At 69.2% G+C, this 21,728-nt stretch carries 22 protein-coding genes; 10 read left to right on the top strand and 12 right to left on the bottom strand.

Annotated elements, in window-relative coordinates; genetic code table 11:
• Positions 1–39: 39 nt before the first annotated feature.
• From QNA08_RS03050 to QNA08_RS03025, 6 genes are all read left to right on the top strand, one after another.
• On the top strand, positions 40–384 hold the full coding sequence (locus QNA08_RS03050) for a phasin family protein (RefSeq protein WP_283739183.1): 345 nt from the start codon (positions 40–42) through the stop codon (positions 382–384).
• A gap of 324 nt (positions 385–708) precedes the next feature.
• Positions 709–1,053 (top strand): ATP-dependent Clp protease adapter ClpS, encoded by a 345-nt coding sequence (clpS, locus tag QNA08_RS03045; RefSeq protein WP_283739321.1) that lies wholly within the window; start codon positions 709–711, stop codon positions 1,051–1,053.
• A gap of 13 nt (positions 1,054–1,066) precedes the next feature.
• Complete coding sequence (gene clpA, locus QNA08_RS03040) at positions 1,067–3,571, top strand: ATP-dependent Clp protease ATP-binding subunit ClpA (RefSeq protein WP_283739182.1); 2,505 nt, start codon at positions 1,067–1,069, stop codon at positions 3,569–3,571.
• Between the two features lie 35 nt (positions 3,572–3,606).
• Positions 3,607–3,795: a hypothetical protein gene (locus QNA08_RS03035; protein WP_283739181.1), complete on the top strand. Its 189-nt coding sequence runs from the start codon at positions 3,607–3,609 to the stop codon at positions 3,793–3,795.
• 13 nt (positions 3,796–3,808) lie between these two features.
• Complete coding sequence (locus QNA08_RS03030; protein ID WP_283739180.1) at positions 3,809–4,573, top strand: AzlC family ABC transporter permease; 765 nt, start codon at positions 3,809–3,811, stop codon at positions 4,571–4,573.
• Positions 4,570–4,932, top strand: a complete 363-nt coding sequence (locus tag QNA08_RS03025) for an AzlD domain-containing protein (RefSeq protein ID WP_283739179.1) — start codon at positions 4,570–4,572, stop codon at positions 4,930–4,932. The genes QNA08_RS03030 and QNA08_RS03025 overlap by 4 nt, the downstream gene beginning before the upstream one ends.
• A gap of 67 nt (positions 4,933–4,999) precedes the next feature.
• Here QNA08_RS03025 and QNA08_RS03020 read toward each other — a convergent pair whose 3' ends face one another.
• The 5 genes from QNA08_RS03020 to QNA08_RS03000 form a co-directional block, all read right to left on the bottom strand.
• Complete coding sequence (locus tag QNA08_RS03020; RefSeq protein ID WP_422679849.1) at positions 5,000–5,443, bottom strand: HIT family protein; 444 nt, start codon at positions 5,441–5,443, stop codon at positions 5,000–5,002.
• A 301-nt stretch (positions 5,444–5,744) separates the two neighbouring features.
• On the bottom strand, positions 5,745–7,745 hold the full coding sequence (locus QNA08_RS03015) for a methyl-accepting chemotaxis protein (protein ID WP_283739177.1): 2,001 nt from the start codon (positions 7,743–7,745) through the stop codon (positions 5,745–5,747).
• 112 nt (positions 7,746–7,857) lie between these two features.
• Positions 7,858–9,201 carry a GNAT family N-acetyltransferase gene (locus QNA08_RS03010; RefSeq protein ID WP_283739176.1) on the bottom strand — a complete coding sequence of 448 codons (1,344 nt, stop codon included), beginning with the start codon at positions 9,199–9,201 and terminating at the stop codon, positions 7,858–7,860.
• A gap of 85 nt (positions 9,202–9,286) precedes the next feature.
• Entirely contained in the window at positions 9,287–10,030 is a 744-nt protein-coding gene (locus tag QNA08_RS03005) for a glycerophosphodiester phosphodiesterase family protein (RefSeq protein WP_283739175.1), read from the bottom strand.
• Between the two features lie 13 nt (positions 10,031–10,043).
• A complete protein-coding gene (locus tag QNA08_RS03000) occupies positions 10,044–10,514 on the bottom strand; it encodes a RidA family protein (RefSeq protein WP_283739320.1) in 471 nt (156 codons plus the stop codon).
• 137 nt (positions 10,515–10,651) lie between these two features.
• Between QNA08_RS03000 and QNA08_RS02995 the strand changes: the two genes are divergently transcribed.
• Entirely contained in the window at positions 10,652–11,482 is an 831-nt protein-coding gene (locus tag QNA08_RS02995) for a cell envelope integrity EipB family protein (RefSeq protein ID WP_283739174.1), read from the top strand.
• Positions 11,483–11,561: 79 nt separating this feature from the next.
• On the opposite strand, the gene QNA08_RS02990 is transcribed toward QNA08_RS02995, so the two are convergent.
• The 3 genes from QNA08_RS02990 to QNA08_RS02980 all read right to left on the bottom strand — a co-directional run bounded on the left by QNA08_RS02990 (position 11,562) and on the right by QNA08_RS02980 (position 14,353).
• Complete coding sequence (locus tag QNA08_RS02990) at positions 11,562–12,605, bottom strand: DUF535 family protein (RefSeq protein WP_283739173.1); 1,044 nt, start codon at positions 12,603–12,605, stop codon at positions 11,562–11,564.
• 160 nt (positions 12,606–12,765) lie between these two features.
• Positions 12,766–14,055, bottom strand: coding sequence for a DNA polymerase IV (locus QNA08_RS02985; RefSeq protein WP_283739172.1), 1,290 nt, complete (start codon positions 14,053–14,055; stop codon positions 12,766–12,768).
• Between the two features lie 7 nt (positions 14,056–14,062).
• On the bottom strand, positions 14,063–14,353 hold the full coding sequence (locus QNA08_RS02980) for a DUF3572 domain-containing protein (protein ID WP_283739171.1): 291 nt from the start codon (positions 14,351–14,353) through the stop codon (positions 14,063–14,065).
• A 120-nt stretch (positions 14,354–14,473) separates the two neighbouring features.
• Between QNA08_RS02980 and QNA08_RS02975 the strand changes: the two genes are divergently transcribed.
• Entirely contained in the window at positions 14,474–14,845 is a 372-nt protein-coding gene (locus tag QNA08_RS02975) for a response regulator (RefSeq protein ID WP_283739170.1), read from the top strand.
• Positions 14,846–14,862: 17 nt separating this feature from the next.
• The gene (locus QNA08_RS02970; RefSeq protein WP_283739169.1) at positions 14,863–16,236 is read left to right on the top strand and encodes a PleD family two-component system response regulator; all 1,374 of its coding nucleotides are present in this window, start codon (positions 14,863–14,865) and stop codon (positions 16,234–16,236) included.
• 367 nt (positions 16,237–16,603) lie between these two features.
• On the opposite strand, the gene rpmG is transcribed toward QNA08_RS02970, so the two are convergent.
• The 4 genes from rpmG to rnr form a co-directional block, all read right to left on the bottom strand.
• Positions 16,604–16,771 (bottom strand): 50S ribosomal protein L33, encoded by a 168-nt coding sequence (gene rpmG / locus QNA08_RS02965; protein WP_283739168.1) that lies wholly within the window; start codon positions 16,769–16,771, stop codon positions 16,604–16,606.
• Positions 16,772–16,891: 120 nt separating this feature from the next.
• Positions 16,892–17,644 (bottom strand): NUDIX hydrolase, encoded by a 753-nt coding sequence (locus tag QNA08_RS02960; protein WP_283739167.1) that lies wholly within the window; start codon positions 17,642–17,644, stop codon positions 16,892–16,894.
• Positions 17,641–18,102: a DUF983 domain-containing protein gene (locus QNA08_RS02955; RefSeq protein WP_283739166.1), complete on the bottom strand. Its 462-nt coding sequence runs from the start codon at positions 18,100–18,102 to the stop codon at positions 17,641–17,643. Before QNA08_RS02955 ends, QNA08_RS02960 begins: the two co-directional genes overlap by 4 nt.
• On the bottom strand, positions 18,081–20,357 hold the full coding sequence (rnr, locus tag QNA08_RS02950) for a ribonuclease R (protein WP_283739319.1): 2,277 nt from the start codon (positions 20,355–20,357) through the stop codon (positions 18,081–18,083). Before rnr ends, QNA08_RS02955 begins: the two co-directional genes overlap by 22 nt.
• Before the next feature lie 369 nt (positions 20,358–20,726).
• Here rnr and pip point away from each other — a divergent pair, with 369 nt between their 5' ends.
• A complete protein-coding gene (gene pip / locus QNA08_RS02945; RefSeq protein ID WP_283739165.1) occupies positions 20,727–21,707 on the top strand; it encodes a prolyl aminopeptidase in 981 nt (326 codons plus the stop codon).
• The last annotated feature ends 21 nt before the right edge of the window (positions 21,708–21,728 follow it).

Below are 21,728 nucleotides of genomic sequence, written 5' to 3'. Positions count from 1 at the left end.
GCGGCAAGCGAGAGGCGGCGCCCGCGGCGCCGAGGGACAATGTTCGCTCAGTTCGAGAACTTTCAGAAGCTTGGCAAGGAGCAGATGGACGCCACGCTGAAGACCTTCGGCTCGGTGTCCAAGGGTGCTCAGGCGATTGCCGTCGAGGTTGCGGATTTCTCCAAGAAGTCCTTCGAGGACGGCACGGCCGCTCTCGAGAAGCTCGTCGGCGCCAAGACGCTCGACAAGGCCGTCGAGATCCAGACCGACTACATCAAGAGCGCCTACGAGGGCTTCGTCGCCCAGGCGGGCAAGATCGGCGAGCTCTATGCCAATCTCGCCAAGGAGGCCTTCAAGCCGGTCGAAGGGCTCTACACCAAGGCGCAGGCTGCCGCGACGAAGTGAACGCGCGGCGCACGACCTGACGATCGGCGGCTGTGGCCGCCGACGACAAGCCCGGCCTGGTGCCGGGCTTTTTTTTGGCGACGGTGGCGCGGCGTGTCGCGCCGCAGGTTTTGAACCGCGGGCGGCCGTGCCCCGCTGCTGACGCACTGGCGCGGCACTATCGCCGCCATTAGATTATTCGGCGAGGTGCTTCGCGGTGCGCCGGCGAGGGGCATCGCTTCGTGGGCCTCGCCACGGTTCCCGAGGTCTGACGGGTGATCCCAGAGCGCGATGTTCAAGACGACGCCAGCGATTGACGAGCAGAGCCCCGGCGCGGCGCCGACCATGATGGCGGAGAGGCGGCGCGGCGGCGGGGCCGGCGAGGGGACGGGCGCCCCGGGGACGGCTCTTCTGACGAAGACCCGGCCGCGGACCAAGCGCCCCAACATGTATCGGGTGCTCCTGCTGAACGATGACTACACGCCGATGGACTTCGTGGTTCACGTGCTCGAGCGCTTCTTCAACAAGGATCGCGAGGAGGCGACCCGCATCATGCTCCACGTCCACCAGAACGGCGTCGGCGAGTGCGGCGTTTTCACCTACGAGGTCGCTGAGACCAAGGTGACCCAGGTCATGGACTTCGCGCGCAAACATCAGCACCCTCTGCAGTGCGTGATGGAAAAGAAGTGAGGGAGATCGATCGTTGCCCACATTCTCCCGCAGTCTCGAGCAGGCCCTGCACCGCGCGCTCGCCTTCGCCAACGAGCGGAGGCACGAGTATGCCACGCTCGAGCACCTTCTCCTGGCGCTGATCGACGACGCCGACGCGGCCGCCGTGATGCGGGCGTGCAATGTCGACCTCGAGGCGTTGCGGCGCAATCTCTCCGACTACGTCGATACGGAGCTGACGAACCTCATCACCGACGGGCACGAGGATTCAAAGCCGACGGCAGGTTTCCAGCGCGTGATCCAGCGCGCGGTCATCCACGTCCAGTCGTCCGGGCGCGAGGAGGTCAACGGCGCCAATGTGCTGGTCGCCATCTTCGCCGAGCGTGAGAGCCACGCCGCCTATTTCCTGCAAGAGCAGGACATGACCCGCTACGACGCGGTCAACTACATCAGCCACGGCATCGCCAAGCGGCCCGGCCTGTCGGAGAACAGGGTGCCCCGCGGCGCCGATGACGAGAGCGAGAGCCGTTCCCCGGGCGGCGATGAGGGCGACGGTCAGCGCAAAAAAAAGGGCGACGCGCTCGATGCTTATTGCGTGAACCTCAACAAGAAGGCGAGGGAAGGGCGCATCGACCCGCTGATCGGCCGCGACGCCGAGATCCAGCGCACCATCCAGGTTCTCTGCCGCCGGCAGAAGAACAACCCCCTGCTCGTGGGCGACCCTGGCGTGGGCAAGACGGCCATCGCCGAGGGGCTGGCACGCAAGATCGTGACGGGTGAGGTGCCGGACGTGCTGGCGGATGCCACCGTCTTCGCCCTCGACATGGGGACGCTGCTCGCCGGCACCCGCTACCGCGGCGATTTCGAGGAACGCCTGAAGCAGGTGATGAAGGAGATCGAGGCGCATCCCAACGCCATCATGTTCATCGACGAGATCCACACCGTGATCGGCGCCGGGGCCACCTCCGGCGGGGCGATGGACGCCTCCAACCTGCTGAAGCCGGCGCTCGCCTCCGGCACGCTGCGCTGCATCGGCTCGACGACCTACAAGGAGTACCGGCAGTATTTCGAGAAGGACCGGGCGCTCGTCCGTCGCTTCCAGAAGATCGACATCAACGAGCCGTCTGTGCCGGACACCATCGAGATCCTGAAGGGGCTGAAGCCCTATTTCGAGGATTTCCATCGCCTGCGCTACACCAACGAGGCCATCAAGGCGGCGGTCGAGCTGTCGGCCCGCTACATCCACGACCGCAAGCTGCCGGACAAGGCGATCGACGTCATCGACGAGACGGGCGCCTCGCAGATGCTGCTGCCGGAGAGTCGTCGCAAGAAGACGATCGGCGTCAAGGAGATCGAGACGACCATCGCCACCATGGCTCGCATCCCGCCCAAGACCGTGTCGAAGGACGACGCGGAGGTGCTGCAGCACCTGCAGGATACGCTGAAGCGCGTCGTCTACGGCCAGGACAGCGCCATCGAGGCGCTGTCCGCGGCGATCAAGCTCGCCCGGGCGGGCCTGCGTGACCCCGAGAAGCCCATCGGCAACTACCTGTTTGCCGGACCGACGGGCGTCGGCAAGACCGAGGTGGCGCGCCAGCTCGCCAATGCGCTCGGCGTCGAGCTTCTGCGCTTCGACATGTCGGAGTACATGGAGCGCCACACCGTCTCGCGGCTCATCGGCGCGCCGCCCGGCTATGTCGGCTTCGACCAGGGCGGGCTCCTCACCGATGGCGTCGACCAGCATCCGCACTGCGTGCTGCTGCTCGACGAGATCGAGAAGGCGCATCCCGACCTGTTCAACATCCTGCTGCAGGTCATGGACCACGGGAAGCTGACCGACCACAACGGCAAGCAGGTCGATTTCCGCAACGTCATCCTGATCATGACGACGAATGCGGGCGCGGCCGACCTGGCGCGGCCGGCCTACGGCTTCACCCGCACGAAGCGGGAGGGCGACGACCAGGAGGCAGTGAACAAGCTGTTCGCGCCAGAGTTCCGCAATCGCCTCGACGCCATCATCTCCTTCGGCCACCTGCCCAGGGAGGTCGTGGCGAAGGTGGTCGACAAGTTCGTGCTGCAGCTCGAGGCCCAGCTCGCCGACCGCAACGTCACGATCGAACTCTCGGACGAGGCGCGGGAGTGGCTGGTCGAGCACGGTTACGACGAGACCATGGGCGCGCGGCCCATGGCGCGTCTCATCCAGACGACCATCAAGACGCCTCTCGCCGACGAAGTGCTCTTCGGCCGTCTCAAGGGCGGCGGCGCCGTACGCGTCATCGTTCTCACCGGCGAGGACGGCAAGCGCACCCTTGGCTTCGATTATCCGGAAGGGCCGGTGACGCCGAAGCCCGAGAAGGATGTCGCCGATGCCGCGAAGAAGCGCGGCGGGGCGGCGAAGCGTGCCGCGAAACGCCCGGCGGCGGCGAAGGGCCGCCGGCCGAAGGCGACGGGCGGCGGACAGGGCGGGACGGGCGGTCCCCGCAGCGGGCTTCCTTCGGTCGTGCGTACGGTGCCGAAGGTGCCGCTCGTCAAGAGCTGACGGCGCATTGACGGCGTGATGTCATTGAGGGCGTGATGTCTTGGCTCGAACGCCGTCGGGAGCGCCGCCGCAGGCGCCATCGGCAGGAGGAGATCCTCGGCTGGATCCTGGTGCCGGCGATCACCGTCGCCGGTTGGTGGATCGGCGCGCAGATCTACGCCGTCGTGCGCGAGCCGGCCGCCGCCTTCCTGCGCAGCGTCGAGACCCACGAGGCGGCGCGTTGATGCTCGGCGCTCCATGATCTCCAGCGACGAGACGACGGCCGAGGTGACGGAAGCGTCCGCCTCACACTCCCCGCTTGCCGAGTTCGGGCGCGGCGTACGGCACGCCCTCGGCTACCCCGCCTGGGTCGTTGGCTTCAGCCTCGTCGGCGTCGGGAGCCTTGCGCACGATGTCGGCCATCCCCTGGCGGCGGCGGTCCTGTCCACCATCCTCGTGTGGGCCGGGCCGGGGCAGGTCATCTTCTACGGTGGCCTCGCGGCCGGGGCCACACTTCCGGCGCTCGCGCTCGCGGTCAGCCTGTCTTCGACACGCCTCCTGCCCATGACGGTGTCGCTCCTGCCGCTCCTGCGCCGATCCGGCCAGGGGCTCGGCCAGCAGTTCTTCCTCGCCCACTACGTCGCCGTGACGGTGTGGATGGAGAGCCAGCGACGCCTGCCGCGGCTGCCGGCGCATGCGCGCCTGCCCTATTTCCTCGGTTTCGCCAATGCCTGCCTGGCGGTGAGCGCGGTCATGACGGGCGTGGGCTATGTTCTTGCCGGCGCGCTGCCGCTGCCGCTGGTGGCGGGGCTCCTCTTCCTGTCGCCACTCTATTTCTCGGTTTCCATCATCGCCGGCGCACGTCTGCCCGCCGATTGGCTCGCCTTCGGCTTCGGGTTGCTCGTGGCGCCTGTCGCCGCGCGCTGGATCGCGGGCGGTTTCGATCTGATGGCGACCGGCCTCGTCGGCGGGACGGCGGCCTATCTCGCCGGGCACCTGCGCAGTCGGCGGGGCAGCGCATGACGTTCGATCTGTCGGCCCTGCAGGGGGACCTGTGGCCCTATGCCCTGCTCATCCTCGTCGGCTTCCTGCCGAGCGAGATCTGGCGCTGGCTCGCCGTCTTCCTCTCGCGCGGTCTGCACGAGGGGTCGCAGATACTCGTCTGGGTGCGGGCGGTGGCGACGGCCCTGCTCGCCGGGGTGGTGGCGCGGCTCGTCTTCTCCCCCTCCGGCGCGCTCGCAGCCGTGCCCCTTGCCCTGCGCTGTGCCGCGCTCGCCGGCGGGCTCGCCGCCTTCTGGCTCGGCCGGCGCTCGGTGTTCGCCGGCATCTTCGCGGGGGAAGTCCTGCTCGTTGCGGCGGCCTGGGCCTACGGCGCGTCCTGAAAGGGTCTGCGCCGTGGCGGGGGGGCGCCTGTCCTCGGGCGCTTCCCGGCGGCCGGCGGCTGCAGGGTCAGCCGTTGCCCATGCCCTTTGCCGCGAGCGCGGCGCGCAGCTTCTCGGCCGTTTCGGCGAGCACCTGCGGGTCCTCCATCTGTCCGGCGTGCGGCTTGAGCGGCAGGGAAGCCCAGCGCGGCACGATGTGCATGTGCAGATGGAAGACCGTCTGCCCGGCGCCCGCACCGTTGAACTGCTGCAGCATGAAGCCCTCGGCCCCGAGCGTCGCCACGATCTCCGGCGCGAGCTTGCGCACGACGCTCATGAGATAGGTGAGATCGTCGAGAGCGATGTCGAGCAGATTGGTTGCCTCGACCTTGGGTACCACGAGCGTATGGCCCGGCGAGCGGGGCATGATGTCGAGGAAGGCGAGGGTGCGCGCGTCCTCGTAGATCTTGTGGCTCGGGATCTCGCCCCGCAGGATCTTGGCGAAGATGTTGTTCGGATCGTAGGCGCTCATCATCGCTCCCGCTCGCAAATCGAGATGTGAGGTGTGGCAAGGGGCGGAAGGGGCGTCAAGCGCCGCCGGCTCCGAGCCCCGTCGTCGCGGCGGGCGGCCGGTCCGGTACCACCGCTCCGCTTGCCGCGCGTCGCCGACCTTTCAGCGCCGGGTCGCTGCGGCCGGGGGCGACGCGCCCCAGCTCACACCGTCCAGGCGCATTCCGAAATTCCTGAATCGGGAAATGTTCGCAATATATTGATATTGAATAGATTTATCGTCGCCGTCTTCCCTTCGGAGGCGGCTGCCGGAGGACGCGGCCCTATGCGTGACGGGAGAGCGCCAGGTCTCCGATCTTGGCGAAATAGGCTGCGATCTCCTGCTTCAGCAGGGCGGCCTCGTTGGTCAGCTCGCGCGAGGCCATCAGCACGGAAGAGCTGACCTCGTGGGCGACATCGGTCGCGGCCTTCATTTCGGTCATGGTGCCACGCACGGCATCGGCGCTGCGGGCCGCGTCGGATACGGCAGTGGCGATGCCGCCGGTCGCCCGTCTCTGGTCCCGGACGCGCTCCTCGATGTGGTTCGCGCTGCCGTGGATCGTCGAGATGGTGTCGACGATCCCTTCGATCCGCGATGCCAGTGTCTGTACCGCCGCCTGGATCGTGGCGATTTCCTCCTGCACCTCGTGCGTCGCGCGCTGGGTCTGGCCGGCGAGAGCCTTGACCTCGCCGGCGACGACGGCGAAGCCGCGGCCCGCCTCGCCGGCACGGGCGGCCTCGATGGTGGCGTTCAGTGCAAGCAGATTCGTGCGTTCGGCGATCGAGCCGATGAGCTCGACGACATTGCCGATCCTGTCGGCGAACTGGAGCAGCATGCGGGTCGCATCCTCTGCCGCCTGCGCCTCGGCGAGCGCGGCGGATGCGACCCCGACCGACTGTTCCGCATGGGTGGCGATTTCGGTGATGGTACGGGCCAGATTCCCGGCGGCATCGCGCACCTCCACGAGGCATTGGGCGGTCGCTTCCGCCGAGGTGGTCGCCGAGGACGTGCGCATGGTCGTCTCCGCGGCCGCGTCCTGCATGGAGCGCGCGGCGGCGTCCATGGCGCCCGTTGCCTGACCTACCGCCTCGAGCAGCGTGGTGATGGAGGCGCGGAAATCCACGAGCAGCGCGTCGAGCTCGGCCCGCCGGCGACGCTCATCGCTCTCGCGGCCGATTTCCGCCTCGAGCTCCTGGCGACGCAGGGTGTTGTCGCGCAGTACGAGCATCGCGCGAGCCATCGCGCCGAGCTCGTCTCGCCGCTCGGTGCCGGGCACGCCGGCGTCGAGGCGGCCCTCGGCGAAATCCGCCACGACGGAGGTGAGCGCCCCAAGGGGCTGAGTGACCGTGCGTCGAAGCGCAAGGCCCGCCAGGACGAGGGCGGCGGCAAACAGGCTTCCGGCAAAAGCGACGCGCCGATTGCGCGCGGCGATGAGTGCGCTGATCCGCTCGTCGAGTTGGCGGCCGAGCTCCATCCGGGCGGTTCCGGCCAGGCTGGCGAGTTCCCCGAGCAGGGCGTCGTGGCTGTTCCACAGTTCGCGGGCATCGAGCGCCCGCGCGGCTAGAACGGCGCCGACCGCTTCCTCGAAACGGCCCGTCGCCCTGTCGACGTTCCGGCTCGCTGCCTCGATCGCCGGGGCGAAGCCGCCATCGCTGTCCTCGTCGAACTCCTGCGCCAGATCCGCGGTGGCGGCGAGCTTTCCGCGATGCCTGCCGAGCGTGCGGAGCCGGCGCTTCAGTGCGGCGGCCTCCTCCGGCGTGGCCCTGCTCGCCGCCTCTGCGAGGGACGGGATCTTCCTGATGAGCTTCGGGATGCGCGACAGGAGAAGGTCGAGCGTGTTGCGGCTTGCGACGCCGGGGTCGAGCGCGAGCCCCGAGGCCGCCGCCGTGTCGTCGACGAGTTCCTTGAAAGTGGCGGCGGGGAGGGCAGGCGCGGCCGCATCGGACGCCGGCTTCCCGCGCAGTTCGGCAAGCGTCTTGCGCAGGCGTTCGCCCGCAGCCGAGCGGGTCTCTGTCGTGCCGAGCCCTGCGACCGTGCGCTCGAGCGACGCGAGCGCGTCGGCGAGCGCATGTTGCCTGTCCGGTGCCGGCCGGCTCCGGATATGCGCGCCGGCCTCAGCCTCGATGAGTGCGCCCGCGGCATGCAGGCCCGCGCGCTCCAGCTCCATCTTGCGTATGTCGCGCTGGTGAGTCTCCGCCAGGTCGTGCAGCAGGAGGAGGACCGGCCCGAGGAAGATCAGGAAGACACAGGCCAACCTTTGGCCGATGGTCGGCGAGCGCAGCATCGCAACAGGGCTCATTCGCAGCGGGAGGGGAGCCGCCCGAACGGCCCCGCGGGCGAGCATGCACGCGGCCGCCTTACTGCACCGTAAAGCCTTTCGGCGGCAAAGACCCGCTTCAGGCGTCGCGAGCCGGCGTGTGACGGAAGGGGGCGAGGGCGTCGAGCGCCCTCGCCTCCTCGGCGACATAGTGGCGCTCGCGCGTGAGATAGTCGGCAATGGCGCGGCGCAGCGCGGGATCCGCGATGTCGTGCGCCGAATAGGTGAGCACGGGTCTGTAGCCGCGCAGGAGCTTGTGCTCGCCCTGCGCGCCCGCCTCGACGCGGGCAAGGCCGCGGGCGACGGCGAAGTCGATCGCCTGATAGTAGCAGACCTCGAAATGCAGGAAGGGGTGATCCTCGATGGCGCCCCAATGCCGGCCATAGAGCGTATCGGCACCGATGAAGTTGAGCGCGCCGGCGATGTAGCGTCCGCCGCGCCTGCCCATGACGAGCAGGATGCGCTCGCCCATCGTCTCGCCGACCAGCGAGAAGAAGGCGCGCGTCAGGTAGGGGCGGCCCCATTTGCGCGATCCGGTGTGCTGGTAGAAGGCGAAGAAGGCATCCCAATGCGCCTCGGTGATGTCGCGCCCCGTGAGCCATTCGATGTCGATGCCCGGGGCGAGCGCCTCGCGCCGCTCGCGGCGGAGGACCTTGCGCTTGCGCGAGGCGAGGGCGGCAAGGAAGTCGTCGAAGGATGCATAGCCGTCGTTCGTCCAATGGAACTGCCGGTCGGTGCGCTGCAGGAAGCCGCGCTCGCCGAGATCCAGCCAATCCCGGCGCGGCAGGAAGGTCAGGTGGATCGAGGAGGCACCCATTCCGGCGCGCAGGGCGCGCAGTCCCGCGATCAGGGTGTCGCGCGCCTCATCCGAGCGCGGTCCCGGCCTCACGAGCAGGCGCGGGCCGGTGGCCGGCGTGAACGGCACGCTCACCTGCAGCTTCGGATAGTACCGCCCGCCGGCTCGCTCGTAGGCGTCCGCCCAACCGTGATCGAAGACATATTCGCCCTGCGAATGGGACTTCACGTAGCAGGGCGCGGCGGCGACGAGGCCGCCCGCGCGATCCTCCACCAGCACATGCGCCGGCTGCCAGCCGGCTCGCCGCACGGCGGAGCCGGACTGCTCCAGCGCATTGAGAAAGGCGTGGCGGACGAAGGGGTTGTCGGCGTCCTGCTGATGATCCGAATCCGCTTCTTCAGATATTGATTCAATTGCTTGCCGGTCTCGCGGCGACGCCGGTGCAGATGGCGCGGCGATGCCATTTCGCGAACCGTGCGAACCGCTTGTCGCCGCATCCTGCATAAGCGATTCCGATGTCCCGACGGCGCAGGCGTCCCACGCCCGGGCAGGGACGGCGGCGAGCGACGTTGCCACGCGGACGACGAAGTCGCCCTCGGCCTCGGTGAGGGGGGTCGATCTGGGCATGCGGCCTCGCGCGGGATCGGGTTGGCTCCCGCGCGTCAAGGTAGGCATGCGAGGGGCGAAGGTGAAGGCTCCGCCCCTTCCGCGCTCAGGGGCGGAAGCCCTCGAAGATCATCTGGTCGGCGAATTCCGCGGCCCGCGCCCGGTCATCCGGCGTGCGCACCGTCCAGGTGAGGACCGGCATGCCGAAATGCCGTGCCATGTTCGGCACCGCGTGCGGCAGGTCCTTGACGTGCCAGGCGAGGAAATCGGGCCTGGAGCGACCGACATGCAGCAGATGTCCGAGGGAGCGCTTCGCGTCGCCGTCGAGCTTCGTCCACTCGCCCTCGACATAGTGCGCTTCGGCGACGACGCCGCGCACCTTGCCCGGGGCGAGGTCGATCAATGCCTCGACGATGGCCGGGTCGAAGGACATGAGCGCCACGGGCTCGGGGCGGCGGTTGACGATCTCCGCGACCCGGCGCGTCAGACGCAGGTCACCGTCGAAACGGCTCTTGATCTCGATGATCAGCGGCACGCGCCCGCCGATGAGGTCGAGGTAGGCGTCGAGCGTCGGGATGCGGTCCGTCGTGGCCTTGAACGGCACGGTCGCCAGTTCGGCAGCGGTGCGCTCGTCGAGCCGGCCCGCCGCTGCCGTCAGCCGGTCGAGCGTGAAGTCGTGGAAGACGACCGCCTCGCCGTCGGCGGTGAGCTGCACGTCGCATTCGATGGGAAAGCCCGCCTCGGCGGCCGCGCGGGCGGCCGTGGGCGTGTTCTCGAGGACCCCGTCGGCGAGGTCGTGCAGCCCGCGATGCGCCACGGGGCGCGCGGTCAGCCAGTTCGGCACGGCCATGTCGATGTCGTCCTCAGACGATTTCGAACATGGCTTCGACCTCGACGGCCGCGTCCAGCGGCAGCTCCGCAACGCCGATGGTCGAGCGCGCGTGCCGGCCGGCATCGCCGAGGACGGCGACCATGAGATCGGAGGCGCCGTTCATGACGGGCGCGAGCGCCGCGAAGGTCGGCACGGCGTTGATGAAGCCGCCGAGGCGGACGCAGCGCTTGATGCGGCCAAGGTCCCCGAGGGCGGCCTTCGCCTGCGCCAGGACGTTGATGGCGCAGAGCTTGGCTGCCTCCTTGCCGTCTTCCCCCGATACCTCGGCGCCGAGCTTGCCCTTGTGCCCGTCGGAGAGCTTGCCGTCGGGCCCGAGGCACAATTGGCCGGAAATGACGAGGAGATTGCCGGTGATGACCGCAGGGACGTAGTTGGCGACGGGAGCGGCGGCAGGGGGCAGGGCGATGCCGAGCTCGACGAGCTTCGCCTCGATGGCGTTCATCATCATCTCCTCTCGATGAGTCAGGCGAGGTTGTCGCCCATCGATCCGCGCCACGCAAGGGTGGGGCGCCGCGGCGGCGTTGCGGCGCAGGGGACTTTCTTTCTATCTTGCGCCCCGGGGGGCAGGGAGATGCGCACGTGAAGACAACGATCGCCGGTGGATTTGCTCTGTTCGCCGCTTCCCTCGCCGCTGGCGCGGCGGCGGCCGCCACGCCGGTGAAGCTTGCTCCGCACCGGGCCGTCTACGATCTGACGCTGCTGTCGAGCTCCGGCTCGCGCGGCGTCGATTCGGCCAAGGGCCGCATTGCCTTCGACTTCACCGGCGACGCCTGCGAGGGTTATGCGCTGAGCTTCCGGCAGGTCACCGTGTTGCAGAGCGGGGAGATTGGCGAACGGGTATCGGACCTGCGCACGACGAGTTTCGAGGACGGGTCTGGAAGCTCCTACAAGTTCAAGTCCGAATCGCGCTTCGGCACCGGGGCGACCAAGCAGATCGACGGCGAGGCGGACCGCCGGAGCGACGGCACCGTCGGCGTGCGCCTCGCCAAGCCCAAGCGCGACCGCCTGTCGGTCGCCTCCGACGTCCTGTTTCCGACGGCGCATATGCGCAAGCTGATCGAGGCGGCGCGGGCAGGCGAGACCCTCTTGACGGCGCGTGTCTACGATGGCTCGGACGACGGCAGGAAGGTCTTCGACACGCTCGCCGTCATCGGCCGAAGGATCGAGGGCAAGACCGACCTTCTCGAGCAGGTGGCGCGCAAGTCCGACCTCGACAAGCTGGCGCGCTGGCCCGTGAAGATCAGCTACTTCACGCCCGGCGAGGGCGAGCGCACGCCGCTCTACGTCATGTCCTTCGAGCTGTTTGACAATGGCATCAGCCGGGATCTGACGCTCGATTACGGTGACTTCACCCTCAAGGGCGAGATGAAGCAGCTCGACGTGCTGCCCGCTTCCTCCTGCAAGCGCTGACGAATGCCGGCACGGCCGCTCCGGCCTGGCGGCGGGGCCGCCCCGCGCGCCGCCTCCTCCCGGCCCGCCGCCGCCGGCGTCAGCCCCGCGGGCCCGCAAGCGCCGGCGCGGACAGGGCGCGGGCGACGGCGGCGACAATGCTGTGGCGCTGCCTGTCCTTCGCGGAGAGGGAAGGGGTCGCATCCGTCCGGCCTGCCGACAGGAGCACTGGATCGAGGACCGGAAGCCTGAAGCCGAAGAACGGGCAGGCCGTACCCCCGCGCTCCAGCCAGAAGGCGTCGTAGTCGGCGTGCATCTTGGCGGCACGGTAGCCGCGGCTCTTGCCGGCGATGATGTGCCGGGCGTTCGAGACCGCATGGATTTCGGTGAGTTCCGCCGCGGCGGCGAACGCCTGAACGGCGAGGAGAACCGCGGCCTTGGGCCGGAGTCCCGAGAGATCACGCGTCGCCTGTACGATCCGGTGCTTGTGCGCGCCGGGTGGCGCCCCCTGCAGTCCCCCGATCACGAGGCAAGCCTGCCCGTTCGGCAGAGGCGCCATGACGAAGGTGATCTTGGCGAGGAGGAGATCGTCCACTGCATCCTGCAGTGAGATCGTCAGCTCGCCTTCCTGGCGGGTGAACAGGGCCCGCGTGAGGACCAGGCGGTAGCACCCGCGCTTGCCGGCAAGCGCGCCGAGCTCCACGTCTTGGCCCCTCCAGAGGGACGCCATCACCAACCCGGGCAGCACCTCGGCCGCGATGCGGTGGTGGGCGCACAGGAGGGCGACGCGCGCGGCCGGGCGCAGCCCGTGGCGTGCGTAGTTGCGCAACGGTTTCGGTGGCAGGTCCGATGGGGGTGGGCCTAGTCCCTCGGCACGTGCGAAGGTGTCGAGAAACCTGAGCCAGGCGGCGACCGTCCGCGGGGCGAAGAGCGATCGCAACAGGAAGAAGCGGGCATGTCGCCAGCCCTGCGAGGCGAACACCGCGCGAGCGTGCGCCCAGACGAGCCCTGCGGCGGCGAGGAAGCCGGGCGACCGCTCCAGCCTGCGCTCTGCGAGCAGGAGGGAGCGGGAGCGGCGTGACGGCGCGGCGGAACACTCCCGCGGCGCGGCGGCCGCGGCGGACGATTGGGGGACCGATGGCATGTCTGCACCAGTTGGCGTGCGGCGACGCAGCGCCTCGCCCCGTCGCCCCAGGAGCGGGCGACGCTCGATCGGCAACATTACTGTACCATTACGGGCAGCATGCCGGTGGCGCCTGATCGACGGCCCCGGGGAACCTGCGGCCATGCCGATGCGCAGCCGCTCAGTCCGGCTCGCGGTTCTTGAAGACGATGCCCTTGACCACGGCAGCCGCACCGAAGCGTTCGCGCAGGGTATCGACGGCGCGCTCCATGTCCCTGGCGCGGCGCACGTCCTGATCGGCGAGATCACCGAGGTCCGCTTCCTCAGCGGCGCAGATCTCGGTCGCGCCGATGCCGAGGAGGCGGAAGGCGGTGCCGTCGCATTCCGCCTGCAGGAGATCGCGCCCGGCTTCGAAGAGGCGGGACGCGAGCTGCGTCGCCGGCAGGGTGCGCGAACGCGTGCGCAGCCTGAAATCGGCCGTCTTCAGCTTGAGCGTCACGGTGCGCCCGGCGAGCCCCGCGTGCTTCAGGCGGGCGGACAGCTTCTCCGACAGGCGCCAGAGGATCGGGACGAGGACCGCGGGATCGGCGATGTCGTGCTCGAAGGTCGTTTCGGCCGAAATGCTCTTCGTCTCGCGTTCAGGGTCGACCATGCGGTCGTCGATGCCGTGGGCGAGGCGATGCAGGCGCGGGCCCTCGCGGCCGAGCAAGGCGGTGAGGCGCTCCGGCCAGGCGTCCCTGAGATCGCGAATGCGCCGGAAGCCGGCCTTCGCCAGGCGCTCCTCGGCCACCTTGCCGACGCCGTGGATGAGGGAGACGGGCTTGTCGGCGAGAAAATCGGCCGCCTCCCGGCGCCCGATGATGGAGAAGCCGCGGGGCTTGTCGAGATCCGAGGCGATCTTGGCGAGGAACTTGTTGGGCGCGAGACCGATCGAGACCGTGATGCCGATTTCCGTCTCCACGCGCCGGGCAAATGCCGCGAGCGTGGCTGCCGGGCTCGCGTGGTGCAGGCGCTCGGTGCCGGAGAGGTCGAGGAAGGCTTCGTCGATCGACAGCGGTTCGACGAGAGGCGTCAGCTCCAGCATCATCCGGCGGACCTCTCGGCCGACGCGGACGTACTTCTCCATGTTCGGGCGAATGACGACCGCGTCCGGGCAGGCCTTGAGCGCCTTGAACATCGGCATGGCCGATCTCACGCCGTAGGTGCGGGCGACGTAGCAGGCGGTCGAGACGACGCCGCGCCTGCCGCCGCCGACAATGACCGGCTTGTCGGCGAGCGACGGATCGTCCCGCTTCTCGATCGAGGCGTAGAAGGCGTCGCAGTCGACATGGGCGATGGAGAGGCTGTCGCGCTCCGGGTGGCTGATGAGGCGCGGGCTGCCGCAGGCCGGGCAACGATCGAGCGCCCCATGCTCGCGGACATGGTCCGTGAGGCAGTCGCGGCACAGGAAACGATGCGGCCCTTCGGTCATGACATCTTCAGCCTGCGGGATGGCCGCTTCCGAGCAGCGCATGAGCCCGCGCGACCAGGGCCGGATCGAGGCCACGATTCGCGGCGAACATCAGCAGCAGCGATTCGTCGGCTGCCAGGTAGTCGAGGACCGCTCCGAGGAAGCCCGGCTCGCGGGCGGCTCGGCGAATGGTCTCCGGGCCGAGCCCCGTTGCGGCGAGAAAGCCGCCCAGACGCTCGGTATCGGCGGCGAGAAAGGCGAGTGCCGCGACGGCGACCTCTTCGGCCACGGCCTTGTCGAGATTGCGGTGGGTGTGCATGTCGAAGATTGGATTTGCCTTTCGTCAACGGGTCGTTGCTACCAATGATCCACCGAAGCCGAGGGGACGTGAAGCCGGTTCGCCGCGGCGGCACGCGGCGAACGGCCGGGGAGCACGTCAATGGCCAAGACTGTTCTGATCGTCGAGGACAACGAGCTGAACATGAAGCTGTTCAGCGACCTTCTCGAAGCGCACGGCTACAGGACGCTGAAGACCGGCAACGGCATCGAGGCCATCGAGCTCGCCCGGGCGAATCATCCCGACCTCATCCTCATGGACATCCAGCTTCCCGAGGTGTCGGGGCTCGAGGTCACCAAGTGGATCAAGGAGGATGAGGATCTCAAGGCCATTCCCGTCATCGCCGTCACGGCCTTCGCCATGAAGGGGGACGAGGAGCGCATCCGCGAGGGAGGTTGCGAGGCCTATCTCTCCAAGCCCATTTCCGTCTCCAAGTTCCTGGAAACCGTCCGCAACTATCTGGAAGCGGCCTGACAGCGGGTCTTCAGCCCATGACCGCGCGAGTACTCGTCGTCGACGACACCCGCACGAACGTCAAGCTGCTCGAAACGCGGTTGTCGGCAGAATATTTCGATGTGCTGACGGCCGAGAGTGGCCCCGAGGCCCTCGACATCTGTGCCCGCAACGCGTGCGACATCGTTCTCCTCGACGTCATGATGCCGGGCATGGACGGGTTCGAGGTGTGCCGGCGGCTCAAGACCGAGCCGATGACGGCGCATATCCCCGTCGTCATGGTCACGGCGCTGGACCAGCCGCGCGATCGTCTGCGCGGACTCGACGCCGGGGCCGACGATTTCCTGACGAAGCCTGTCGACGACGTGGCGCTCATCAGCCGTGTGCGCAGCCTCGTGCGGCTGAAATCCATCACCGACGAGCTGCGCATGCGCGCCATGGCCTCGCGCGATTACGGCTTCGGCGATCCCCTGGCGCTGGCGACCGCCGAGACGGGGCAGAACGCGCGCATCCTGCTGGTGGAGGACCGCGCGATCACGGCCGACCGGCTCGCGGCGGCGCTCGCGCCCTACCACCGCGTCGATGTCGAGCCCGACCCCGGGCAGGCGTTGCAGCGGGCTCCGGAGGAGAACTACGACGTCATCCTCGTCAGCCTCAACCTTGCCGGCTTCGACGGCCTGCGCCTGTGCAGCCAGCTGCGCTCCCTCGACCGCACCCGCAATGCCGCCGTGCTCATGCTCGCCGAGGCCGACGACAAGGGCCGCATCCTGCGCGGCCTCGACATCGGCGTGCACGACTATCTGATGCGGCCGGTGGATCGGAACGAACTCGTGGCGCGCGTGCGCTCGCAGGTGCGGCGCAAACGCTTTGCGGACCGGTTGCGCGACAGTGTCGAGGCCTCCATGGCGCTCGCCATCACCGATCCGCTCACAGGGCTGCACAACCGGCGCTATCTCGACGCCCACCTCGCCTCGCTCTTCGCCGACGCGGCCCGCAGGGCACGGCCCCTGTCGCTGCTCGTGCTCGACCTCGATCGCTTCAAGCGGATCAACGACACCTACGGCCACGACGCAGGCGACGAGGTCTTGCGCGAATTCGCGACGCGCGTCCGCCTGCATACCCGTGGCATCGACGTCGTCGCCCGATTCGGAGGGGAGGAGCTCGTCGTCGTCGTGCCGGACGCGTCGCTGGACGGCGCGCGCGCCATTGCCGAACGCATTCGCGAGCGCATCGAGTCGCAGCCCTTCGCCGTCCACAGCGGCACACGCACCGTTCCCGTCACGGTTTCGATCGGCGTCGCCAGCCTGCAAGGTGCCGATGCCGGGCCCGTCGATCTCCTGAAGCGTGCGGACCTCGCCCTCTACCGGGCGAAGGAGGAGGGGCGCAATCGCGTCGTGGCGCTCGCGGCCTGAACGGCCTGCTTCACAAGCCCGCGCAGCCCTGCCGCACTGCGTGCGACTCGTCTAGTCCTTAACCTTTACGAGGTGCTAACGTCCGTGCCGCCGCTGATGCGATTGCATTTGCGGCAAAGGGCGATAATTTTGGGGAAAGGGCGGGTCCGGCCAGCGCCGGCCCCCCCTCGGAACCACCCTACGGAATGCTCAGGTCCGCCGCATCTCCTGGGTCCCGTGGGGTTCGGCCGGCTTGGGAGCGGCCAACGTGGCCTCCTCGAGGCTGCTCCCAGCCGGCCACCATTCGCGGCCTTGCCTCACTGATACCGTCGCTGAAACTGAAAAAGGCGCCTTGCGGCGCCTTTCGCCGTTCAAGCGGCGGAAGCCGTCACTTGATCTTGGCTTCCTTGAACTCGACGTGCTTCTTGGCGACCGGGTCGTACTTCTTGAGCGCGAGCTTCTCGGTCATCGTGCGCGAGTTCTTCTTCGTCACGTAGAAATAGCCCGTGTCGGCGGTCGAGACGAGCTTGATCTTGATCGTGGTAGCCTTGGCCATCGTGGAACCTCGTCGGCCCGGGCGTCGTCAGCCCGTCGCGCGGAAGAATGCAAAAGGGCCGGGAAGCCCGGCCGTTCGTGGGCGGGAGATGCAGCATCTCGCCGGCGAAGTCAAGCCGCGTCACAGCTCCTCGCGCACGAAGCGGCCGTTCTTCTCATAGTAGAAGGGCACCGGCAGCTCGGGCAGGAAGCCCTTGGCGATGCGCGCCTCCAGCTCCTCGAGGATGACGTGGGTGATGGCGGGCAGGTCGAGCCCGCGAGCCTCCGGCAGGCTCACCCATTTGAGCTCGACGAGCTCGGCCTCGGGGCCGATGACGCCCGCCACCTCGCCGGCAATGGCTTCGGCGTCGATCGCGAAGAATCGCGTGTCGAAGCGCTTGGGCCGACGCGGCGGCGTGATGGCACGCGCGACGAACTGGAGCATGTCGAGTTCGGGGAACACGCCCTCCCGGCGGAATGTCGCCCAGGGGCCTTCGGGCACGAATTCCGGCGCGCCGTAGTCGCGCGAGCCGAGGAGCAGGCCGGTCTCCTCGAAGGTTTCACGGATGGCCGCGAGCGCAAGGGCACGCGCGCGCGACAGGCTGGGCCGGACGACGCGGCTCATGAGCCGTGCCTCGCAGGCCGGATGGAGGGAGCCTGCGACCACCATCTGCCTGTCGCCGGCCTCGATGCGTCCGCCGGGGAAGACGAATTTCCCCGGCATGAACTTGTGGCCGTCGTGGCGGCGGCCCATGAGCACCCTGGGCTCGGCGCCACGGCGGTCGATGACCACCAAAGTGGCGGCGTCCTTCGGCCGCTGGTTCGGCCAGCGCCGCTCGCGCGGCGCCTCGCTCAGCCGCTCGGCCGCGGTCCGCTGATCGCCCGTTGCGCTCATCGCGCCACCTCCTGCAGCGTGCGGGGGCGCAATGTCGCTTCCTCGTCGTCCGCGCCGCCGAAGCCATGCATCCTGAATGCCCACTGATGGGCGACAACGGCGCCCTTGACCGGCTGCATCAGGCCGAAACACAGGGCGAGCGTCAGAAGCGGCCAGACGACCATGTGCTGCCAGATGGGGAGTTCCACGGCCGTCTCGACGGCCAGGATGCCGCCTGCGACGATGTGGCCGACGATGGTGATGACGAGGTAGGGCGGCAGGTCGTCGGCGCGGTGATGGTGCAGTTCCTCGCCGCAGGCGGCGCATTGCGGCTCCACCTTGAGGAAGCGACCGAAGACGCGGCCCCGGCCGCAGGCGGGGCAGCGGCAGGCGAGGCCGCGCCTGACCGCGGTCCACCAGTCGCGCGGCGCCTCGGTGCCCGCGCCTGCCGTCACGCTCAGTCGTCCAGTGGGTCCCATGATGTGCTCCGCGAAGTTCCACGCGCGGCGCCCCGCTTGCCGCCGGGCGCACGCTCGCCGCCGCCGCGGCTGCGTGCCTCGCGGGCGGGTTTGGCATTCCTGTCCCGGCCGCGCAATGGCACACCGCGTCGCCCCTGCGACAGGAGCTCGAAGCGCAGCGCCCCGGCGACGGGCGCGGCCTCGACGAGGCGCACGGTCACCTTGTCGCCCAGCCGGTAGGTCTCTCCGCTGCGGCTGCCGACGAGCGCATGCCGCCCCTCGTCGTAGCGGAAGAAGTCGTCGCCGATCGTGGCGGCCGGCACAAAGCCGTCAGCCCCGGTGTCGTCGAGCTTGATGAAGAGGCCCGCCCGCGTCGTGCCGGAGATCTGGCCCGTGAAGGTCGCGCCGATCTGGTCCGCAAGGAAATGCGCCACGAGACGGTCGACGGTCTCACGCTCGGCCGCCATGGCGCGCCGCTCGGCGGCGGAGATGCGCGCGGCGATCTCCGCAAGCTCCTCGAGCGACATGTTCGCCGGCAAGCCGTCCGTGCCGAGCTTGCAGGCGCGCACCAGGGCCCGGTGCACGATGAGATCGGCATAACGCCGGATCGGCGAGGTGAAATGGGCGTAGCGCCGCAGGTTGAGGCCGAAGTGCCCGTAGTTCTCGTGCGCGTATTCGGCCTGGGCCTGCGTGCGCAGCACCACCTCGTTGACGAAGGTCTGATGCGGCGAGCCGCCGACGGCGGCGAGGATGCGGTTGAAGAGGGTAGGCCGCAGGGCGCCGGCCTTCGGCAGCTTGAGGCCGATGGAGGCGAGCACCTCGCCGAGGCTGCGCATCTTCTCGAGCGAAGGCTCGTCGTGCACGCGGTAGATGAGGGGGCTGCGCGCCTTCTCCAGCGTCTCCGCGGCGCAGACATTGGCGAGGATCATGAACTCCTCGATCAGCCGATGCGCCTCGAGCCGCTCTGGCACGATCACGCGGTCGAGCGTGCCGTCCTCCTTGAGGAGGAGCTTCCGCTCCGGCAGGTCGAGCGCCAGCGGCCCGCGCGCGTCGCGCGCGCGGGCGAGCGCCGCATAGGCCGCCCACAGGGGCCTCAGCACCGGTTCGAGAAGCGGGCCGGTGATCTCGTCCGGCCGGCCGTCGATGGCCGCCTGCGCCTGCGGATAGGCGAGCTTCGCCGCCGAGCGCATCAGCACCCGATGGAACGAATGGTGCTTCTTGCGCCCGTCGGCGCCGATGACGATGCGCACCGCGAGCGCGGGGCGGTCCTCGTTCGGCCTGAGCGAGCACAGGTCGTTCGAGATGCGCTCCGGCAGCATCGGCACGACGCGGTCGGGGAAGTAGACCGAATTGCCGCGCTCCAGCGCCTCGCGGTCGAGGGCGGAGCCCGGCCGCACATAGGCCGCGACGTCGGCGATGGCGACGGTGAGCACGAAGCCGCCTTCGTTCGCCGGATCGTCGTCGGCTGCTGCGTGGACGGCGTCGTCATGGTCCTTCGCATCCGCCGGGTCGATGGTGACGAGGGGCAGGGCGCGCCAGTCCTCGCGTCCGGCGAGTACGGCGGGCGGCGCCTCCTCCGCCTCGCGCAGGGCGGCGGAAGAGAAGACGTAAGGGATGCCGTGGGTGTGGATGGCGACGAGGCTGACCGCCCGCTCGGACTTGAGCGAGCCCAGCCGCTCGCGCACCTTCGCCTTCGGCCGGCCGAAGCGGCCTTCGCGCGCCACCGAGACGGCCACGAGGTCGCCGTCCCTGGCCTCACCCTCGTCGCCCGGCGGGATGATCAGCTCGCGGCCGAGGTTCTTCTTGTCCACCGGCACGAGGCGCCCGCCGCCCTCGGGCAGCGCCCGGAAGACGCCGAGCACCTGTGCCTTCGCCTTGGCGATGACGCGGATGACGCGGCCGATATAGGCGGGCCCGCGCTCCTCGTCGCTCGGTTCGACACGCAGCAGGGCGCGGTCGCCGACGCCGGGCACGGGCTGGCCGGGCCGTGCCTTGCGCGGAGTCGTCACGAGGATCTTCGGCGCCTCGCCGTGCTCCTCCGTGTCCCATTCCGTCGGCTCGGCGATGAGTTCGCCGTCCGCGTCGCGGCCCGTCACGTCCGCGAGCACGACCGGGGGCAGGGTGCCGGGCCGGTGCAGGCCCTTCCGACGCCGGTCGACGACGCCCTCTTCCTCCAGGTCCTTCAGCATGCGCTTGAGCCAGATGCGCTGGCCGCCGCCGATGCCGAAGGCGCGCGCGATCTCACGCTTGCCGACCTTGCCCTTGGCCTCGGCGATGAAGGAGACGAGCTCCTCCTTCGACGGGAGATTGGTCTCGTCGCGCTTCGTCTTGCGTGGCTTGCCGCCGCTCGCGGCCCGCTCGGCCGCCTTCGGCGCTGCGGCCTTGGCCGTCGGCCACCGGCCACCGGCCTTCGGGGATCTGGACAACGTTTTCGAATCCGGGTGCGAAACTCATGCTGTTCTCGCACGAGGGGCGGCGAAACGCCAATGATTAGGCGTGCTCGCGAGGGGGGGGATCGTCATCGCCGCGGCGGCCGGCGCATGGTAGCGTGCTCCGCGTCGTCCTGCCGGGACGAGGCTTGCACGCGCGGCTCGCGCGGTTGGCGGCCGGGCCTCGGCTCCCGCCGGACGAAGGCGAGGAGCGCCATGGACACGTCCCTTCCGCTGCCCGGCCCAGGCGGCCAGCGCGGCCTCTATCCGCCGATCGAGCCCTACGAGCGCGGCTTCCTCGATGCCGGGGACGGCCATCGCGTCTATTGGGAGCTGTGCGGCAATCCCAAGGGCAAGCCCGCCGTCTTCCTGCATGGCGGCCCGGGTGCGGGCGCCTCGCCCGACCATCGCCGCCTGTTCGACCCGGAGCGCTACAACGTGCTCCTCTTCGATCAGCGCGGCTGCGGCCGCTCGCAGCCGCATGCGCATATCGACGCGAATACGACCTGGCATCTCGTCGCCGATATCGAGCGGCTGCGTGCGCTCGCCGGCGCGGAGAAATGGCTCGTCTTCGGCGGCTCCTGGGGCTCGGCGCTGGCGCTTGCCTATGCCGAGACACATCCCGGGCGCGTCAGCGAACTCGTGCTGCGCGGCATCTTCACGCTGAGACGCGCCGAGCTCCGCTGGTACTACCAGGAGGGCGCGTCCTGGCTCTTCCCCGACCTGTGGGAGGATTTCCTGGCACCGATCCCGCCGGAGGAGCGCGGCGACCTGATGGGCGCCTATGCGCGCCGTCTGACCGATCCCGACCCGGCAGTGCGCATGGCTGCGGCACGCGCCTGGACCCTCTGGGAGGGCCAGACGATCACGCTCCTGCCGGATGTCGGGCTCAAGGCCCAATACGGCGAGGACCACTACGCGCTCGCCTTCGCCAGCATCGAGAACCACTATTTCATCCATGAAGGCTTCATGGAGGAGGGGCAGCTCATCCGCGACGCCCACAGGCTGCGCGGCATCCCGGGCGTCATCGTGCAGGGGCGCTACGACGTGGCGACGCCGGCGAAGACGGCCTGGGACCTGCACAAGGCCTGGCCGGAGGCCGCCTTCCATCTCGTGCCCGATGCCGGCCATGCCTACAACGAGCCTGGCATCCTGCAGCACCTCGTGAGCGCGACGGACGCCTTCGCCTGCCGGTGAGGGGAGGGCGGATGACGGGGG

The sequence above is a fragment of the Chelatococcus albus genome, from assembly GCF_030067675.1.
GTDB lineage: Bacteria > Pseudomonadota > Alphaproteobacteria > Rhizobiales > Beijerinckiaceae > Chelatococcus_A > Chelatococcus_A albus.
Note: the sequence above shows the minus strand (reverse complement) of the source record. Positions and strands in the feature narration are given on the sequence as shown.

Excerpts from the sequence above, each read along its gene's own strand:
- QNA08_RS02955 (WP_283739166.1), bottom strand. The coding sequence starts at position 18,102 with ATGGGACCCACTGGACGACTGAGCGTGACGGCAGGCGCGGGCACCGAG.
- QNA08_RS02975 (WP_283739170.1), top strand. The coding sequence starts at position 14,474 with ATGGCCAAGACTGTTCTGATCGTCGAGGACAACGAGCTGAACATGAAG.
- QNA08_RS03035 (WP_283739181.1), top strand. The coding sequence starts at position 3,607 with ATGTCTTGGCTCGAACGCCGTCGGGAGCGCCGCCGCAGGCGCCATCGG.
- QNA08_RS03010 (WP_283739176.1), bottom strand. The coding sequence starts at position 9,201 with ATGCCCAGATCGACCCCCCTCACCGAGGCCGAGGGCGACTTCGTCGTC.
- QNA08_RS02985 (WP_283739172.1), bottom strand. The coding sequence starts at position 14,055 with ATGACCGAAGGGCCGCATCGTTTCCTGTGCCGCGACTGCCTCACGGAC.
- QNA08_RS03050 (WP_283739183.1), top strand. The coding sequence starts at position 40 with ATGTTCGCTCAGTTCGAGAACTTTCAGAAGCTTGGCAAGGAGCAGATG.
- rpmG (WP_283739168.1), bottom strand. The coding sequence starts at position 16,771 with ATGGCCAAGGCTACCACGATCAAGATCAAGCTCGTCTCGACCGCCGAC.
- QNA08_RS02990 (WP_283739173.1), bottom strand. The coding sequence starts at position 12,605 with ATGCCATCGGTCCCCCAATCGTCCGCCGCGGCCGCCGCGCCGCGGGAG.
- QNA08_RS02970 (WP_283739169.1), top strand. The coding sequence starts at position 14,863 with ATGACCGCGCGAGTACTCGTCGTCGACGACACCCGCACGAACGTCAAG.
- clpS (WP_283739321.1), top strand. The coding sequence starts at position 709 with ATGATGGCGGAGAGGCGGCGCGGCGGCGGGGCCGGCGAGGGGACGGGC.
- QNA08_RS03025 (WP_283739179.1), top strand. The coding sequence starts at position 4,570 with ATGACGTTCGATCTGTCGGCCCTGCAGGGGGACCTGTGGCCCTATGCC.
- QNA08_RS03030 (WP_283739180.1), top strand. The coding sequence starts at position 3,809 with ATGATCTCCAGCGACGAGACGACGGCCGAGGTGACGGAAGCGTCCGCC.
- QNA08_RS03015 (WP_283739177.1), bottom strand. The coding sequence starts at position 7,745 with ATGCTGCGCTCGCCGACCATCGGCCAAAGGTTGGCCTGTGTCTTCCTG.
- QNA08_RS02960 (WP_283739167.1), bottom strand. The coding sequence starts at position 17,644 with ATGAGCGCAACGGGCGATCAGCGGACCGCGGCCGAGCGGCTGAGCGAG.
- QNA08_RS03000 (WP_283739320.1), bottom strand. The coding sequence starts at position 10,514 with ATGAACGCCATCGAGGCGAAGCTCGTCGAGCTCGGCATCGCCCTGCCC.
- QNA08_RS03020 (WP_422679849.1), bottom strand. The coding sequence starts at position 5,443 with ATGAGCGCCTACGATCCGAACAACATCTTCGCCAAGATCCTGCGGGGC.
- QNA08_RS02980 (WP_283739171.1), bottom strand. The coding sequence starts at position 14,353 with ATGCACACCCACCGCAATCTCGACAAGGCCGTGGCCGAAGAGGTCGCC.
- pip (WP_283739165.1), top strand. The coding sequence starts at position 20,727 with ATGGACACGTCCCTTCCGCTGCCCGGCCCAGGCGGCCAGCGCGGCCTC.
- QNA08_RS03005 (WP_283739175.1), bottom strand. The coding sequence starts at position 10,030 with ATGGCCGTGCCGAACTGGCTGACCGCGCGCCCCGTGGCGCATCGCGGG.